Origin of the sequence: Pseudoxanthomonas koreensis (assembly GCF_041890415.1) — a bacterium.
GTDB classification, from domain to species: Bacteria; Pseudomonadota; Gammaproteobacteria; order Xanthomonadales; family Xanthomonadaceae; genus Pseudoxanthomonas; species Pseudoxanthomonas koreensis_A.
In genome coordinates, this window is sequence record NZ_CP169056.1 from 1727922 (window position 1) to 1741740 (window position 13819).

A 13819-nucleotide genomic window follows, 5' to 3' on the forward strand; every position below is an offset into this window, starting at 1 on the left:
ACCAGGCACCCATGAACCACGCCCGCACCCACGCCGCCGCCCTGGACGCCGCCGACCCGCTGCGCGGATTCCGCGACGAGTTCCTGGTGCCCGCGCATGGCGACGGCGAGCAGGTGTACTTCGTGGGCAACTCGCTGGGCCTGCAGCCGCGCGCGGCGCGCGCGCAGGTGCTGGAGGTGCTGGACAAGTGGGGCGCCGAGGCGGTGGAAGGCCATTTCACTGGCGATACCCGCTGGATGGACTACCACGCCCTGGTACGCGATCCGCTGGCGCGGCTGGTCGGCGCGCAGCGGTGCGAAGTGGTGGCGATGAACACCCTGACCGTCAACCTGCACCTGATGCTGGCCAGTTTCTACCGGCCGGCACGGGACCGCACGGTGGTGTTGATGGAGGCCGGCGCGTTCCCGTCCGACCGCCACGCGGTGGAATCGCAGATCCGCCTGCACGGGCTGGACCCGGCCACCGCGCTTGTCGAAGTGGAGGCCGACGAGCCCGGCGGCACGCTGTCGATGCAGGCCATCGAACGCGCGATCGCCAGCCACGGCCCGCGCCTGGCGCTGGTGCTGTGGCCGGGCGTGCAATACCGCACCGGCCAGGCATTCGACCTGGCCCGGATCACCGCGCTGGCGCATGCGCAGGGTGCGGCGGCCGGGTTCGACCTGGCACACGCCGTCGGCAACCTGCCGTTGTCGCTGCACGCCGATGACGCCGACTTCGCGGTGTGGTGCCACTACAAGTACCTCAACGCCGGGCCCGGCGCGGTGGGCGGCTGCTTCGTGCACCAGCGCCACGGCGACGCGGCGCTGCCGCGCATGGCCGGCTGGTGGGGCCACGAAGCGGCCACCCGCTTCCGCATGGATCCGCAGTTCGTGCCTGCGCGCGGGGCCGAGGGCTGGCAGCTTTCCAATCCGCCGGTGCTGGCGCTTGCACCGCTGCGCGCCAGCCTGGACCAGTTCGAGCGCGCCGGTGGCATGGCGTCGCTGCGGGCCAAGTCCGAGGCGCTGACCGGCCTGCTGGACGCGCTGGTGCGCGAACGCCTTGGCGATACCCTGCAGATCCTCACCCCGGCCGAACCGGCGCGACGCGGCTGCCAGCTCTCGCTGCGCGTGGCCGGCGCCGGCAGCCAATCCGCGCCAGGCGGTGGCCGCGCCCTGTTCGAGCACCTGCGCGGCGCCGGCATCCTGGGCGACTGGCGCGAGCCGGACGTGATCCGGATCGCCCCGGTGCCGCTGTACAACCGCTACGCGGACGTGGTGCGCCTGGTGGAGGAAGTGGAGCGCTGGCGTGGCCGGTGACGATGTTGCAGGCGCCGGCCGGCGCGATGACCTGGATGGGATGCCGAACATGGATACCGGCGACACGCGCGCACTGACCCTGATCGGTGCCGGCCTGGCCGGCTCGCTGCTGGCGATCCTGCTGTCGCAGCGCGGCTGGAAGGTGACCGTCTACGAACGGCGAGGCGATCCGCGGGTAAAGGGCTACGAGCGCGGGCGCTCGATCAACCTGGCGCTGGCCGAGCGCGGCCGCCTTGCCCTGCGTGCAGCCGGGGTCGAGGACGCGGTGATGGCCCAGGCGGTGATGATGCGCGGGCGCATGATCCACGGCCTGGACGGCACGCTGCAGTTGCAGCGCTACGGCCGCGACGATTCGGAGGTCATCTGGTCGGTGCACCGCGCCGACCTCAATGTCACCCTGCTGGAGGCGGCCGAGCGCGCCGGCGCGACCATCCATTTCCATCGCCGCCTGCACACGGTGGACTTCGATGCCGGCACCGCGCGCCTGATCGACGACCGCGACGACCAGCCCCAGGACATCCGCTTCGGCACCCTCATCGGCAGCGATGGGGCCGGCTCGGCCCTGCGCGCGGAGATGGTGCGCCGCGGCGGCTTCGAAGAAGTGACCGAGTTCCTCGACCACTCCTACAAGGAACTGACCATCCCGCCGGGGCCGGACGGCGGTTTCCTGATCGAACCCAATGCCCTGCACATCTGGCCGCGCGGCCGCTACATGTGCATTGCACTGCCCAACGACGAAGGCACCTTCACCGTCACCCTGTTTCTGCCCAACCTGCCCGCGCCCGACAGTGACGACCCGAGTTTCGCCAGCGTGCGCAGCGGCGCCGAGGTGCGCGCCCTGTTCGCGCGCGACTTCCCCGACGCACTGGCGCTGATCCCCGACCTTGAACGCGACTGGGAGCATCATCCACCCGGCCTGCTGGGCACCCTGTACCTGGACCGCTGGCACCTGGACGGGCGCGCGGTGCTGCTGGGCGACGCCGCGCACGCGATGGTGCCGTTCCACGGGCAAGGCATGAACTGCGCCTTCGAGGACTGCGTGGCGCTGGCCGAAGCGCTGGACCGCCACGTGCCGGTCACGGTGCCGCCAGGCCTGGCGCGACGCGCGCTGGAGCGGGCGTTCGCCGCGTTCCAGGCCGAGCGCAAGCCCAATGCCGCCGCGATCCAGGCCATGGCCCTGGACAACTACATCGAGATGCGCGACCGGGTAGACGATGCCGACTTCCTGCTCCAGCGCGAGCTCGAACGCGCACTGCAGCGGCGGCACCCGCAACGCTTCGTGCCGCACTACACGATGGTCACGTTCATGCACATCCCCTACGCACAGGCACTGGCGCGCAGCCAGGTCCAGCACGCGATCCTGGTGGAGGCCACCACCGGCCGCCGCGACCTGGACGGCATCGACTGGGATACGCTGGCCCGTACCATCGAGCAGCAGTTGCCGGAACTGGAACAGGCCCGCTAGGGCCGCCATCGACCATGGCCGACACCTTCCTGTTCTACGACCTGGAGACCTTCGGCGCCGACCCGCGACGCAGCCGCATCGCCCAGTTCGCCGCGTTGCGCACCGATCCGGAACTGAACCCGGTGGAAGCACCGGTCAGCCTGTTCGTGCAGCCGGCGCAGGACCTGCTGCCATCTCCGCAGGCCACCCTCATTACCGGCATCACTCCACAGCATGCGCTGCGCGAGGGCGTGCCCGAGGCCGAGGCAGCGGCGCGCATCGTCGAGGAAATGGCCCGGCCCGGCACCTGCACCCTGGGCTACAACTCGCTGCGCTTCGACGACGAGTTCGTGCGCCATACCCTGTTCCGCAATTTCTTCGACCCCTACGAGCGCGAGTGGCGCGGCGGCAACTCGCGCTGGGACCTGCTGGACGTGCTGCGCCTGGCCCATGCCCTGCGCCCGGACGGGATCGCCTGGCCGCGGCGCGAGGATGGCGCCACCTCGTTCAAGCTCGAACACCTGGCCATCGCCAACGACGTGCGCGATGGCGACGCGCACGAAGCGCTGTCGGACGTGTACGCCACCGTCGGCCTGGCCCGGCTGTTCAAGCGCGCCCAGCCGCGGCTGTGGGATTACGCCCTGAAGCTGCGCGACAAGCGCCATGCCGCCAGCCTGCTCGATACCTTCGCCATGCAGCCGGTGCTGCACGTCTCCCAGCGCTATCCGGCCAGCCGGATGTGCGCGGCCGTGGTCCTGCCGCTGGCCGCGCATCCGTCCATCGGCAACCGGGTGATCGTGTTCGACCTGGACGGCGACATTGACGCCTTGCTGGAGCAGGATGCGGCGGAGATCGCCGACCGGCTCTACACCCCGGCTGCGGACCTGCCACCGGGCGTGGCCCGGGTGCCGCTGAAGGAAGTGCACCTGAACCGTTCGCCGATGCTGGTGCCGTGGGCGCACCTGCGCGCGGATGATTTCCAGCGCCTGGGCCTGGAGCCGGACGCCCTGCAGGCGCGTGCCGAACGCCTGCGCGCGCACGGCCCGGCACTGGCCGAAAAGGCCCGCCAGGTATTCGCCGGCAACCGCGCACCAGTCCAGGGTGACGTGGATGGCGCGCTCTACGCCGGCTTCTGCGGCGACGGCGACCGCCGCCTGTGCACCCAGGTGCGTGCCACCCCGGCCACGGAACTGGGCACGCGGGTGTTCGACTTCCGCGATGCGCGCCTGCCCGAACTGCTGTTCCGCTACCGGGCCCGCAACTGGCCGGACACGCTCGCGCCCACCGAGCGCGAACGCTGGGACGACTACCGCCGCCATCGCCTCGGCGACGACAGCGGCCTGTCCGAATACGGCTTGTCCGGCTACTTCGCCGAGATCGCCGCGCTGCGCGCCAGCCATGCCGGCGACGGCGGAAAACAGGTCTTGCTCGACCAGCTCGAACAGTGGGGCCGCGACCTGCAGGACGGGCTATGAGCAGCTACTTCGGCGCCGCCACGTTCAAGTTCCTGCGCAGCCTGGCGCGGCACAACAACAAGGACTGGTTCCACGCGCACCGTGCCGACTACGAACTGCACGTGCGCCAGCCATTCCTGCGCCTGGTCGCCGACCTGCAGCCGGCACTGGCCGCGATCAGCCCGCACTACCGCGCCGATCCGCGCCCGGTCGGTGGCTCGCTGTTCCGCATCCATCGCGACACGCGCTATTCCAACGACAAGTCGCCGTACAAGCCGTGGCAGGGTGCGCGCCTGTTCCACGAGCGCCGGCGCGAAGTGGCTGCGCCCTCGTTCTACCTGCACCTGCAGCCGGGCAACAGCTTCGTCGGCGCCGGGCTGTGGCATCCGGAAACCCACACCCAGCGCCGCGTGCGCCAGTTCATCTTCGACAATCCCGGCGCCTGGCAGGCCGCCGCGCATGCACCCGCCGTGCGCCGGCGTTACGCGCTGGAGTCGAGCGACATGCTGGTGCGGCCGCCGCGCGGCTTTCCGCCCGACTTCGCCTTCATCGACGACCTGCGCCACCGCAACTGGACCCTGCTGCGGCCGCTGGACGACGCCACCATGTCCGGCCCGCGCCTGCGCAAGGCGCTGGAGGCCGACCTGGCGGCGCTGGCGCCATTGGTGGACTATCTGTGCGCGGCACTGGACCTGGAGTTCTGATGATGCGGCGATCCCCACTGCATCGGGCCGGCGCGGCCGTGATCGTCGCGCTGCTGCTGTTGACCGCCTGGCTAGCGGTCGGGCCGTGGCTGACCGTGCGCGGCATCGAGCGCGCGCTGGAGCGGCGCGACACGGCTGCGCTGGATCGCTACGTGGACTTCCCGATGTTGCGCGCCAACCTCAAGGCACAACTGGACGACCGCCTGGTCCGCGCCGCCGGCCCGGACGCGGGCGCGAGCATGCTGGGCGCATTTGCGCTTGCAGCCCTGGGCGGTGCCAGCGGCATGGCGGTGGACACCCTGGCCACGCCAACCGGGATCACCCTGCTGCTGCAGGGCCACGCGGTATGGCAGCGCGCGCACGGCCGCACCGTCGGCGGCGACGCCTGGGCCGCCACCGAGCCGGCGCGCCCGTTGCGCAACGCGCAGCTGCGCTACGCATCACTGTCGCGCTTCACCGCCACGGTGGAACATGCCGATGGCCGCCAGACCGTGTTCGTGCTCCAGCGCCGCGGCCTGCGCTGGAAACTGGTCGACATCCGCCTGCCGGCGATCGCGCCGTCGTAGTGTCCGCTGCGCGACAGGCCTGCCCTGCGCGTCACCGCATTGCAGCCAGGGCCACTGCTACCCGGCAACCTCGTGCAGGCGGCCCTGCTGCAGTTCCAGCACCCGGTCCAGGCGCCGCGCCAGGCGCCGGTCGTGGGTCACCAGGACCAGGCTGGTGCGCTGGGCGCGGTTGAGTTCCAGCATCAGCTCGAACACGTGCGCGGCAGTCTTCTCGTCCAGGTTGCCGGTAGGCTCGTCGCCCAGCACGCACGCCGGCCGGTTGACCAGGGCCCGTGCCACCGCCGCGCGCTGGCGCTCGCCGCCGGACAGCTCGCCGGGCTTGTGTTCCAGGCGTGCGCCCAGGCCCACCGACTCCAGCAGCGCGCGCGCCTGCTGCGCGGCCAGGGCCGGCGCACCGCCGGCCAGAAGCACCGGCATCATCACGTTCTCCAGCGCGGTGAACTCCGGCAGCAGGTGGTGGAACTGGTAGACGAAGCCCAGCGCGCGGTTGCGCAGGCGGCCGCGTTCGCCATCGGACAACGCCGACATCTTCTTCCCGGCCACGTAGACCTCGCCGGCACTGGGCGTATCCAGGCCGCCCAGCAGGTGCAGCAGGGTGCTCTTGCCGGCGCCGGAGGCCCCGACAATGGCCACCGTCTCGCCGGCGGCCACGCGCAGGTCCAGGCCGTCGAACACATGGGTCTTCAACCGCCCTTCCGCATAGGTCTTGGCCAGCGCCTCGGCACGGATCGCCTCGCCGTCATGCGCTGTGGTCACGGGCTCGCGGACATCATTCATAACGCAGCGCCTCCGCCGGCTGGGTACGTGCCGCGCGCCAGGCCGGGTACAGCGTGGCCAGGAAACTCATCACCAGGGCCACCACCAGGGTGGTCACCACGTCGCCGGCCTGCATGTCGGTGGGCAGGCCGGTGATGTAGTACACGTCCTCCGGCAGCAGGGTGACGCCGAACAGGGCCTCGATGCCGTCCAGGATGCGCTCCAGGTTCCAGGTCAGGGTGACGCCGCCGGCCAGGCCCAGCACCGTGCCGATCACCCCGATCAGGGTGCCCTGGACCATGAACACCTGCATCACCCCGCCGGGCGTGAGCCCCAGGGTGCGCAGGATGGCGATGTCGGCCTGCTTGTCGGTCACCAGCATCACCTGCGAGTTCACCAGGGTGAAGGCGCCCATCAGGATGATCAGCGACAGCAGGATGCCCATCACCGTCTTCTCCATCTTCAGCGACTGGTAGAGGTTGGCGTTTTCCTGGGTCCAGTCGCTGACCCGGTAGAACCCGGGCAGTTGCAGGGCCAGGTCGCGCGCGACCTCGAACGAGCGGTTCATGTCGTGCAGCTTCAGGCGCACGCCGGTCACCCCGTCCATGCGCAGCACGCGCTGCAGGTCGGTCATCTCCACCAGCGCCAGGCCACGGTCGACCTCGTTGTGGCCGGCGGCGAAGATCCCGCTGACGGTGAAGCGCTTGACCCTCGGCATCGCCCCCACCGGCGAACCCTGGAACTCGCCCAGCAGCAGCACCACGCTGTCGCCCATGTCCACGCCCAGCCACAGCGCCAGCTCCTCGCCCAGCAGGATGTTGTAGCTGCCGGGGGTGAGCGAGGCGGCCGTGCCGTGCTTCATCTTCCGCGCCAGCACCGACACCTGGTCTTCCAGCGCCGGCTCCACCCCGCGCACCATCGCCGGCTGCCGGCGGGTGCCGGTCAGCAGGCCCTGGGTTTCGATGTAGGGCGCCGCGCCCGCCACCCGCGGGTCGCGCCCGGCCACGTCCAGGGCATGGCGCCAGTCCTGCAGCGGCACGCCATCGGCCACCACCGTGGCGTGGGCGGCAAACTCCAGCAAACGGTCGCGGATTTCCTTCTGGAAGCCGCTCATCACCGCCATGGTGGTGATCAGCACGGTCACGCCCAGGGCGATGCCGAGGATGGAGGCCATCGAGATGAAGGAGATGAATCCGTTGCGGCGCTTGGCGCGCAGGTAGCGCAGGCCGATGGCCACGGGCACGGGTTTGAACATGGGCCGGACAATCCACTGCCGGCACATTCCGGCGTTCTTCGCGCCTATGGTGCCATCGACCGCGTTGGGCGCGAAGCAGCGCGAAGCGCGGCCACCAGGCGCAGTTCACGACGCCGTGGCGGCGGCAGGGTATCGGGCCACCACACCAGGCGATGGCTGCGGCCATGCGCGTCGAGCGCATGGATGAAGGCCAGCGGCCCGCGCCAGGCCAGCTCGCAGGCCTGCAGGGGCTGCCCGTCCAGCACATCGGGGCCACTGCCCGTGCCCAGCACCAGCTGGCGCGGTGCCCTGCCCGCCTCGCGCCATGCGCGCACGCCTCCGCCGATGGCCGCGGCCAGGGCCAGCGGCCAGGCCAGCAGGCGCGGCAGCCCGGACCCCAGCACCGCCAGTGGCGCCAGCAGCGAGAGCGTCAACAGCGCGGCCAGCAGCCAGCGCGAGGGGCGCCACTCAAGGCGGCAGGGCGCGGATCCGTGCGATGAGCGCGGCGAGGTCGGCATCCGGACAGGCCTCATGCTCCATGAACCAGCGCCAGAGCCTATCGTCCTCGCAATCGAGCAGGGATAGGAAAACCCCGCGCTCGGCATCGGAAGCGGATGCATGCGCGCGGAACAGCCAGCGCTCGAGCAACTGGTCCAGTTCGCGCATGCCGCGGCGGCAGCGCCAGCGCAGGCGGCCCAGCTCGGACCCGGCGAGCACGGAGCTGGCAGGCGGCGGCGTGGTCATGGGCGATACTGCAGGCAGTTGCGCATGCCGGCATTCTGCCGGCGCCCATTGCATGCAACAAGCGGCGCCACCGGCGGGCGCGCCACATGGAGCTTCCCGATGCAGTCCTCAGCGACACCGGCCACGGCCACCGACCTGCGACCGGCGATCCAATCCGCACGCAACGACACCACTGCCGGCGCCGGGATGCGCAACATGCAGCAGCTGATCCAGCTGCGCTGGATCGCCATCGTCGGCCAGCTGGCCACGATCGTGTTCGTGCATTCCGTCCTGGGTATTGGCTTGCCGCTGGCGATGATGCTGTCAGTGGCCGGCTGCCTGGCCCTGTTCAACCTGGGCAGCCAGCTGTTCTGGCGCGCGCGCACCGACGCGGGTGACCTGGCGCTGCTGCTGGCGCTGCTGGTGGACGTGGCCGCACTGACCGCGCAACTGCACCTGAGCGGCGGCATCACCAATCCGTTCGTGTTCCTGTACCTGCTGCAGGTGACGCTTGGCGCGGTGCTGCTGCCGGCCTGGGCCGGATGGGTGGTGGTGGCGGCCGGTTGCGCCGGGGTCCTGGCGCTGGTGGCGTGCCCGGGCCCGGTGCGCATCGATGCCGAGCCCGCGCTGGGCATCGCCGACCACTACGTGCAAGGCCTGCTGCTGTGCTTCCTGCTGACCGCAGTGCTGGCGGCATTGTTCATCGGCCGGATCGCGCGGATCCTGCGCGATCGCGACGCGCGCCTGGCCGACCTGCGCCAGCAGGCGGTGGAGGAGGAACACATCGTGCGCATGGGCCTGCTGGCCTCCGGCGCCGCGCACGAACTGGGGACGCCGCTGGCGATCCTGTCGGTGCTGCTGGGCGACTGGCGGCGGATGGCGCCGTTCGAGGGGCATCCGGAGCTGCAGCAGGACCTGGACGAGATGCAGACCCAGCTCCAGCGCTGCAAGTCCATCGTCACCGGGATCCTGCTGTCGGCCGGCGACGCGCGCGGCGAGGCGCCGGCGCAGACCAGCCTGGCGGCGTTCCTGGACGAGGTCGTCGAGGCCTGGTCGGCCACCCGCCCGGTGAACCGGCTCGACTATCACCTGCACCTGGACGAGGATATCCAGATCGTGTCCGATTCCGGGCTCAGGCAGATGATCGACAACATCCTCGACAACGCGCTGGAAGCTTCGCCGGACTGGGTCGGGCTGGAAGCGTGGCGGGTGGGCCCCGACGGCCAGTCGCTGCGGCTGCAGGTCAGCGATGCCGGACCCGGTTTTTCCGCGCAGGCGCTGGCCGATTTCGGCAAGCCCTACAACTCGAGCAAGGGTCGCCCCGGTGGCGGCCTCGGGCTGTTCCTCTCGCTCAACGTGGCGCGCAGTTTCGGCGGCCGCCTGCATGCGGCCAACCGCAGCCCGCGTGGCGCCGAGGTGGTGCTGGAACTGCCGCTGTCCTCGCTGGCCCTGGACGCGCGCGCGCCGGCCCCGCAGCCATGAACACCACGCCCACCAGCCCCACGTCCGCCAACCCCGCGTCCGCCAGCCCGCGCCGCCTGCTGATCGTCGAGGACGATGCGGCGTTTGCGCGCACCCTCGGCCGCTCCTTCGAGCGCCGCGGCTACGAGGTGCGCCACGCCGCCAGCCAGGCCGACCTGGAGCCGCTCCTGCAGGAGTACTCGCCGCGCTATGCGGTGGTCGACCTGAAACTGGCCGGCGGCAGTTCCGGCTTGTCCTGCGTGCAGGCCCTGCACGCCCATGACCCGCAGATGCTGATCGTGGTGCTGACCGGCTACGCCAGCATCGCCACCGCGGTGGAGGCGATCAAGCTGGGCGCATGCCACTACCTGGCCAAGCCATCCAACACCGACGACATCGAGGCCGCGTTCGGCAAGGCCGAAGGCAATGCCCAGGTCGGCCTGGGCGAGCGCCCGACCTCGATCAAGACCCTGGAATGGGAGCGCATCCACGAAGTACTGGCCGAAACCGGGTTCAACGTGTCCGAGACCGCGCGCCGGCTGGGCATGCATCGGCGCACGCTGGCGCGCAAGCTGGGCAAGCAGCAGGTCAAGTAGGCCCGGTTGCGCCGGCGGGCCAGTAGTGGCTGTCCGGCAAGGCACGTGCGCCGAAGATGGCCTGGCCCACCCGGACCACGGTGGCGCCCTCCTCCACCGCGATCTCGTAGTCGCCGGACATGCCCATCGACAGCCCGTCCAGGTCCATGCCGGCGGGCGTGTCCTGGCGCAGGCCATCGCGCAGGTTGCGCAGCGCGATGAAGCATTCGCGCACCCGCGTCGGGTCCGGCGAAAACAGCGCCAGCGTCATCAGTCCGCGCACCTTCAACGAGGCGAACGCGGGCAGCCCGCGCAGGAAGCCGGCCACCGCCTCCGGCGCCAGCCCGTACTTGCTCGCCTCGCCCGAGGTGTTGACCTGCACGAACACGTCCAGCGAGCGCCCTTCGGCCTGCAGGCGGCGGTCCAGCGCCTCGGCCACGCGCAGGCTGTCCAGCGCCTGGAACTCGTGCGCGAAGCGCGCCACGTAGCGGGCCTTGTTGGTCTGCAGGTGGCCGATCAGCGACCAGCGCAGGTCGGCCAGGTCGGCCATCGCCTCCCACTTGGCGAATGCCTCCTGCACCTTGTTCTCGCCCAGCATCGTGCAACCGGCGGCATGCGCCAGGCGGATGCGCGCAGGGTCCACGGTCTTGCTGACCGGCAGCAGGCGCACCTGGCCCGGGTCGCGCCCGGCACGCTGGCAGGCGGCGTCGATGCGCGCCTGCACCGCGGCCAGGTTGTGGCAGAAATCCTCGACCGTGGCGGCCCGGGGGTACTCGCCATGGAGATCGTGACGGGTCTGGGTTCCGGCGCCTGCGGCCGGGTCTGGCGGGTCTTGCACGTCCACCTCCAGTTGCAGCGCCGGCGACGCGAAAAGGCCCGGTCGCCCGGGGCCTTGGACGTGGCCGCCAGCGGCGGTCAGGCCCGCCGCGCCATCATCAGCTTCTTGATCTCGGCGATGGCCAGGGCCGGGTTCAGGCCCTTGGGACAGGTCCGCGTGCAATTCATGATGGTGTGGCAGCGGTACAGCTTGAACGGGTCTTCCAGGTCGTCCAGGCGCGCGCCGGTGTCCTCGTCGCGCGAATCGATGATCCAGCGATAGGCCTGCAGCAGGATCGCCGGGCCCAGGTAGCGCTCGCCGTTCCACCAGTAGCTCGGGCAACTGGTCGAACAGCACGCGCACAGGATGCATTCGTACAGGCCGTCCAGCTTCTTGCGGTCCTCCGGCGACTGCAGCCGCTCGCGGTCCGGCGGCGCCGGGGTCTGGGTGCGGATCCACGGCTTGATCGAGGCGTACTGGGCGTAGAAGTGGGTCAGGTCCGGGACCAGGTCCTTGACCACCTCCATGTGCGGCAGCGGATAGACCGGCACATCGCTCTTGCGGCAGTCGCCGATGGCCTTGGTGCAGGCCAGGGTGTTGGTGCCGTCGATGTTCATCGCGCACGAGCCGCAGATGCCCTCGCGGCAGGAACGGCGGAAGGTGAGCGTGGGGTCGATCTCGTTCTTGATCTTGATCAGCGCGTCCAGGACCATCGGCCCGCACGCGTCCAGGTCCACCTCGTAGGTGTCGGTGCGCGGGCTGGCGCCGTCTTCCGGGTTCCAGCGGTAGATCTTGAACACGCGCGGGTTCTTCGCGCCCGGGGCGGGGAAATGCTGCCCCTTGGTGATGCGTGAATTCTTCGGAAGGCTGAACTCTGCCATGGCTGTTCTCGTTGGCTCAGGCGGCCCGCGGTGCGGGCGTGGCGTGCACCGGGTGCGCGCCGTGGAAACGGAAGGTCGGGGGCGCCATCACGGCCTCAGTACACCCGCGGCTTGGGCGGTACCACCGCCACGTCGTCGGTGAGGGTGTACATGTGCACGGGACGGTAGTCGAAGCTGCAGCCGCCCTTCTCGTCCACCGTCACCAGCGTGTGCTTCTGCCAGTTGGCGTCGTCGCGGTCCGGGTAATCCTCGCGCGCGTGGGCGCCGCGGCTTTCCTTGCGCTGCTCGGCCGAGTTGATGGTCGCCACCGCATTGAGCAGCAGGTTGTTCAACTCGTAGGTCTCGATCAGGTCCGAGTTCCACACCAGCGAGCGGTCGGTGACCTTCACGTCCTCGAAGCTGGCGAAGATCTCGGCCATCCTGGTGCAGCCTTCCTGCAGGGTTTGGCTGGTGCGGAACACCGCCGCGTCGGCCTGCATGGTGCGCTGCATGCGGTCGCGGATCACCGAGGTCGGGGTATCCCCCTTGGCGTGGCGCAGGCGGTCCAGCAGCGACAGGGCCTTGTCGCAGGCATCGGAGGCCAGCGGCTTGTGCGGCGCATCCTTCCTGATCGTCTCGGCGCAGCGGTTGGCCACCGCGCGGCCAAACACCACCAGGTCCAGCAGCGAGTTGGAGCCCAGGCGGTTGCCGCCATGCACCGAGACGCAGGCGGCCTCGCCGATCGCGTACAGGCCCGGGACCACCGTCTCCGGGTCGTCGCCGACCTTGCGCACCACCTCGCCGTGGTAGTTGGTGGGGATGCCGCCCATGTTGTAGTGCACGGTCGGGATCACCGGGATCGGCTGCCGGGTGACGTCCACGCCGGCGAAGATGCGTGCGCTCTCGGCGATGCCGGGCAGCTTTTCGTGGATCACTTCCGGGCCCAGGTGGGTCAGGTCGAGCAGGATGTGGTCGTTGTGCTCGCCCACGCCGCGGCCCTCGCGGATCTCGATGGTCATCGAACGCGACACCACGTCGCGCGAGGCCAGGTCCTTGTAGTGCGGCGCGTAGCGCTCCATGAAGCGCTCGCCGCTGGAATTGCGCAGGATGCCGCCTTCGCCGCGCACGCCCTCGGTGATCAGGCAGCCGGCGCCGTAGATGCCGGTGGGATGGAACTGCACGAACTCCATGTCCTGCAGCGGCAGGCCGGCACGGGCCACCAGGCCGCCGCCGTCGCCGGTGCAGGTGTGGGCCGAGGTGGCGCTGAAGTACGCGCGGCCGTAACCGCCGGTGGCCAGCACCACGCCGTGGGCGCGGAACAGGTGCAGCGAGCCCTCGGCCATGTCCAGGGCGAGTACGCCGCGGCAGGCGCCCTGCTCGTCGAAGATCAGGTCCAGGGCGAAGTACTCGACCATGAACCGCGCATCATGTGCCAGCGACTGCTGGTACAGGGTATGCAGCATCGCGTGGCCGGTGCGGTCGGCCGCCGCGCAGGTGCGCTGCGCCGACGGCCCCTCGCCATAGCGGGTTGTCATGCCGCCGAACGGGCGCTGGTAGATCTTGCCGTCCTCGGTGCGCGAGAACGGCACGCCGTAGTGCTCCAGCTCGATGACCGAGGGGATCGCCTCGCGGCACATGTACTCGATCGCGTCCTGGTCGCCGAGCCAGTCGCCGCCCTTGACGGTGTCGTAGAAGTGGTAGCGCCAGTCGTCCTCGCCCATGTTGGCCAGGGCCGCGGCGATGCCGCCCTGGGCAGCCACGGTATGCGAACGGGTCGGGAAGACCTTGGTCAGGCACACCGTCTGCAGGCCCTTCTGGGCCAGGCCGAAGGTGGCGCGCAGGCCGGCGCCACCGGCGCCGACGACAACCATGTCGTACTTGTGTTCGGTGATCTTGTAGGCGGACATCGGATCGGAATTCCTTTGCGTGG

14 protein-coding genes are annotated in these 13819 nt (G+C 70.4%); 7 read left to right on the top strand and 7 right to left on the bottom strand.

Going from position 1 to position 13819, the window contains the following annotated elements; all coding sequences use genetic code 11:
• The first annotated feature begins 11 nt into the window (after positions 1-11).
• From kynU to ACEJ41_RS07915, 5 genes are read left to right on the top strand one after another with little or no spacing between them, the layout of a single operon-like run.
• Positions 12-1295 carry a kynureninase gene (gene kynU, locus ACEJ41_RS07895; RefSeq protein ID WP_374011748.1) on the top strand — a complete coding sequence of 428 codons (1284 nt, stop codon included), beginning with the start codon at positions 12-14 and terminating at the stop codon, positions 1293-1295.
• 49 nt (positions 1296-1344) lie between these two features.
• Positions 1345-2760 carry an FAD-dependent oxidoreductase gene (locus ACEJ41_RS07900; protein WP_374011749.1) on the top strand — a complete coding sequence of 472 codons (1416 nt, stop codon included), beginning with the start codon at positions 1345-1347 and terminating at the stop codon, positions 2758-2760.
• Between the two features lie 14 nt (positions 2761-2774).
• On the top strand, positions 2775-4214 hold the full coding sequence (sbcB, locus tag ACEJ41_RS07905; protein ID WP_374011750.1) for an exodeoxyribonuclease I: 1440 nt from the start codon (positions 2775-2777) through the stop codon (positions 4212-4214).
• Positions 4211-4897 carry a DUF2461 domain-containing protein gene (locus ACEJ41_RS07910; protein ID WP_374011751.1) on the top strand — a complete coding sequence of 229 codons (687 nt, stop codon included), beginning with the start codon at positions 4211-4213 and terminating at the stop codon, positions 4895-4897. Before sbcB ends, ACEJ41_RS07910 begins: the two co-directional genes overlap by 4 nt.
• A complete protein-coding gene (locus tag ACEJ41_RS07915) occupies positions 4897-5463 on the top strand; it encodes a DUF2939 domain-containing protein (protein WP_374011752.1) in 567 nt (188 codons plus the stop codon). The genes ACEJ41_RS07910 and ACEJ41_RS07915 overlap by 1 nt, the downstream gene beginning before the upstream one ends.
• Before the next feature lie 57 nt (positions 5464-5520).
• Here ACEJ41_RS07915 and lolD read toward each other — a convergent pair whose 3' ends face one another.
• The 4 genes from lolD to ACEJ41_RS07935 are packed head-to-tail and all read right to left on the bottom strand — an operon-like array spanning position 5521 to position 8197.
• Complete coding sequence (lolD, locus tag ACEJ41_RS07920) at positions 5521-6240, bottom strand: lipoprotein-releasing ABC transporter ATP-binding protein LolD (RefSeq protein WP_374011753.1); 720 nt, start codon at positions 6238-6240, stop codon at positions 5521-5523.
• A complete protein-coding gene (locus ACEJ41_RS07925) occupies positions 6233-7474 on the bottom strand; it encodes a lipoprotein-releasing ABC transporter permease subunit (protein WP_374011754.1) in 1242 nt (413 codons plus the stop codon). The genes lolD and ACEJ41_RS07925 overlap by 8 nt, the downstream gene beginning before the upstream one ends.
• Positions 7475-7518: 44 nt before the next feature.
• Positions 7519-7971 carry a hypothetical protein gene (locus ACEJ41_RS07930; RefSeq protein ID WP_374011755.1) on the bottom strand — a complete coding sequence of 151 codons (453 nt, stop codon included), beginning with the start codon at positions 7969-7971 and terminating at the stop codon, positions 7519-7521.
• Complete coding sequence (locus ACEJ41_RS07935; RefSeq protein ID WP_374011756.1) at positions 7922-8197, bottom strand: succinate dehydrogenase assembly factor 2; 276 nt, start codon at positions 8195-8197, stop codon at positions 7922-7924. The genes ACEJ41_RS07930 and ACEJ41_RS07935 overlap by 50 nt, the downstream gene beginning before the upstream one ends.
• Positions 8198-8296: 99 nt before the next feature.
• Between ACEJ41_RS07935 and ACEJ41_RS07940 the strand changes: the two genes are divergently transcribed.
• Together ACEJ41_RS07940 and ACEJ41_RS07945 are read left to right on the top strand one after the other, a co-directional pair.
• A complete protein-coding gene (locus tag ACEJ41_RS07940) occupies positions 8297-9658 on the top strand; it encodes an ATP-binding protein (protein WP_374011757.1) in 1362 nt (453 codons plus the stop codon).
• The gene (locus ACEJ41_RS07945; protein ID WP_374011758.1) at positions 9655-10233 is read left to right on the top strand and encodes a response regulator transcription factor; all 579 of its coding nucleotides are present in this window, start codon (positions 9655-9657) and stop codon (positions 10231-10233) included. Before ACEJ41_RS07940 ends, ACEJ41_RS07945 begins: the two co-directional genes overlap by 4 nt.
• On the opposite strand, the gene ACEJ41_RS07950 is transcribed toward ACEJ41_RS07945, so the two are convergent.
• The 3 genes from ACEJ41_RS07950 to sdhA all read right to left on the bottom strand — a co-directional run bounded on the left by ACEJ41_RS07950 (position 10226) and on the right by sdhA (position 13796).
• Entirely contained in the window at positions 10226-11050 is an 825-nt protein-coding gene (locus tag ACEJ41_RS07950; protein ID WP_374011759.1) for a YggS family pyridoxal phosphate-dependent enzyme, read from the bottom strand. The genes ACEJ41_RS07945 and ACEJ41_RS07950 overlap by 8 nt on opposite strands.
• Before the next feature lie 77 nt (positions 11051-11127).
• Complete coding sequence (locus ACEJ41_RS07955; protein ID WP_374011760.1) at positions 11128-11910, bottom strand: succinate dehydrogenase iron-sulfur subunit; 783 nt, start codon at positions 11908-11910, stop codon at positions 11128-11130.
• A gap of 95 nt (positions 11911-12005) precedes the next feature.
• Positions 12006-13796 carry a succinate dehydrogenase flavoprotein subunit gene (gene sdhA, locus ACEJ41_RS07960; protein WP_374011761.1) on the bottom strand — a complete coding sequence of 597 codons (1791 nt, stop codon included), beginning with the start codon at positions 13794-13796 and terminating at the stop codon, positions 12006-12008.
• Positions 13797-13819: the final 23 nt, after the last annotated feature.

What these genes read in the sequence shown, in the direction of transcription:
- sbcB (WP_374011750.1), top strand. Translation starts at nt 2,775, where the DNA reads ATGGCCGACACCTTCCTGTTCTACGACCTGGAGACCTTCGGCGCCGAC.
- ACEJ41_RS07940 (WP_374011757.1), top strand. Translation starts at nt 8,297, where the DNA reads ATGCAGTCCTCAGCGACACCGGCCACGGCCACCGACCTGCGACCGGCG.
- ACEJ41_RS07955 (WP_374011760.1), bottom strand. Translation starts at nt 11,910, where the DNA reads ATGGCAGAGTTCAGCCTTCCGAAGAATTCACGCATCACCAAGGGGCAG.
- ACEJ41_RS07900 (WP_374011749.1), top strand. Translation starts at nt 1,345, where the DNA reads ATGGATACCGGCGACACGCGCGCACTGACCCTGATCGGTGCCGGCCTG.
- ACEJ41_RS07935 (WP_374011756.1), bottom strand. Translation starts at nt 8,197, where the DNA reads ATGACCACGCCGCCGCCTGCCAGCTCCGTGCTCGCCGGGTCCGAGCTG.
- sdhA (WP_374011761.1), bottom strand. Translation starts at nt 13,796, where the DNA reads ATGTCCGCCTACAAGATCACCGAACACAAGTACGACATGGTTGTCGTC.
- ACEJ41_RS07925 (WP_374011754.1), bottom strand. Translation starts at nt 7,474, where the DNA reads ATGTTCAAACCCGTGCCCGTGGCCATCGGCCTGCGCTACCTGCGCGCC.
- ACEJ41_RS07945 (WP_374011758.1), top strand. Translation starts at nt 9,655, where the DNA reads ATGAACACCACGCCCACCAGCCCCACGTCCGCCAACCCCGCGTCCGCC.
- ACEJ41_RS07915 (WP_374011752.1), top strand. Translation starts at nt 4,897, where the DNA reads ATGATGCGGCGATCCCCACTGCATCGGGCCGGCGCGGCCGTGATCGTC.
- ACEJ41_RS07930 (WP_374011755.1), bottom strand. Translation starts at nt 7,971, where the DNA reads ATGCCGACCTCGCCGCGCTCATCGCACGGATCCGCGCCCTGCCGCCTT.
- ACEJ41_RS07910 (WP_374011751.1), top strand. Translation starts at nt 4,211, where the DNA reads ATGAGCAGCTACTTCGGCGCCGCCACGTTCAAGTTCCTGCGCAGCCTG.
- lolD (WP_374011753.1), bottom strand. Translation starts at nt 6,240, where the DNA reads ATGAATGATGTCCGCGAGCCCGTGACCACAGCGCATGACGGCGAGGCG.
- kynU (WP_374011748.1), top strand. Translation starts at nt 12, where the DNA reads ATGAACCACGCCCGCACCCACGCCGCCGCCCTGGACGCCGCCGACCCG.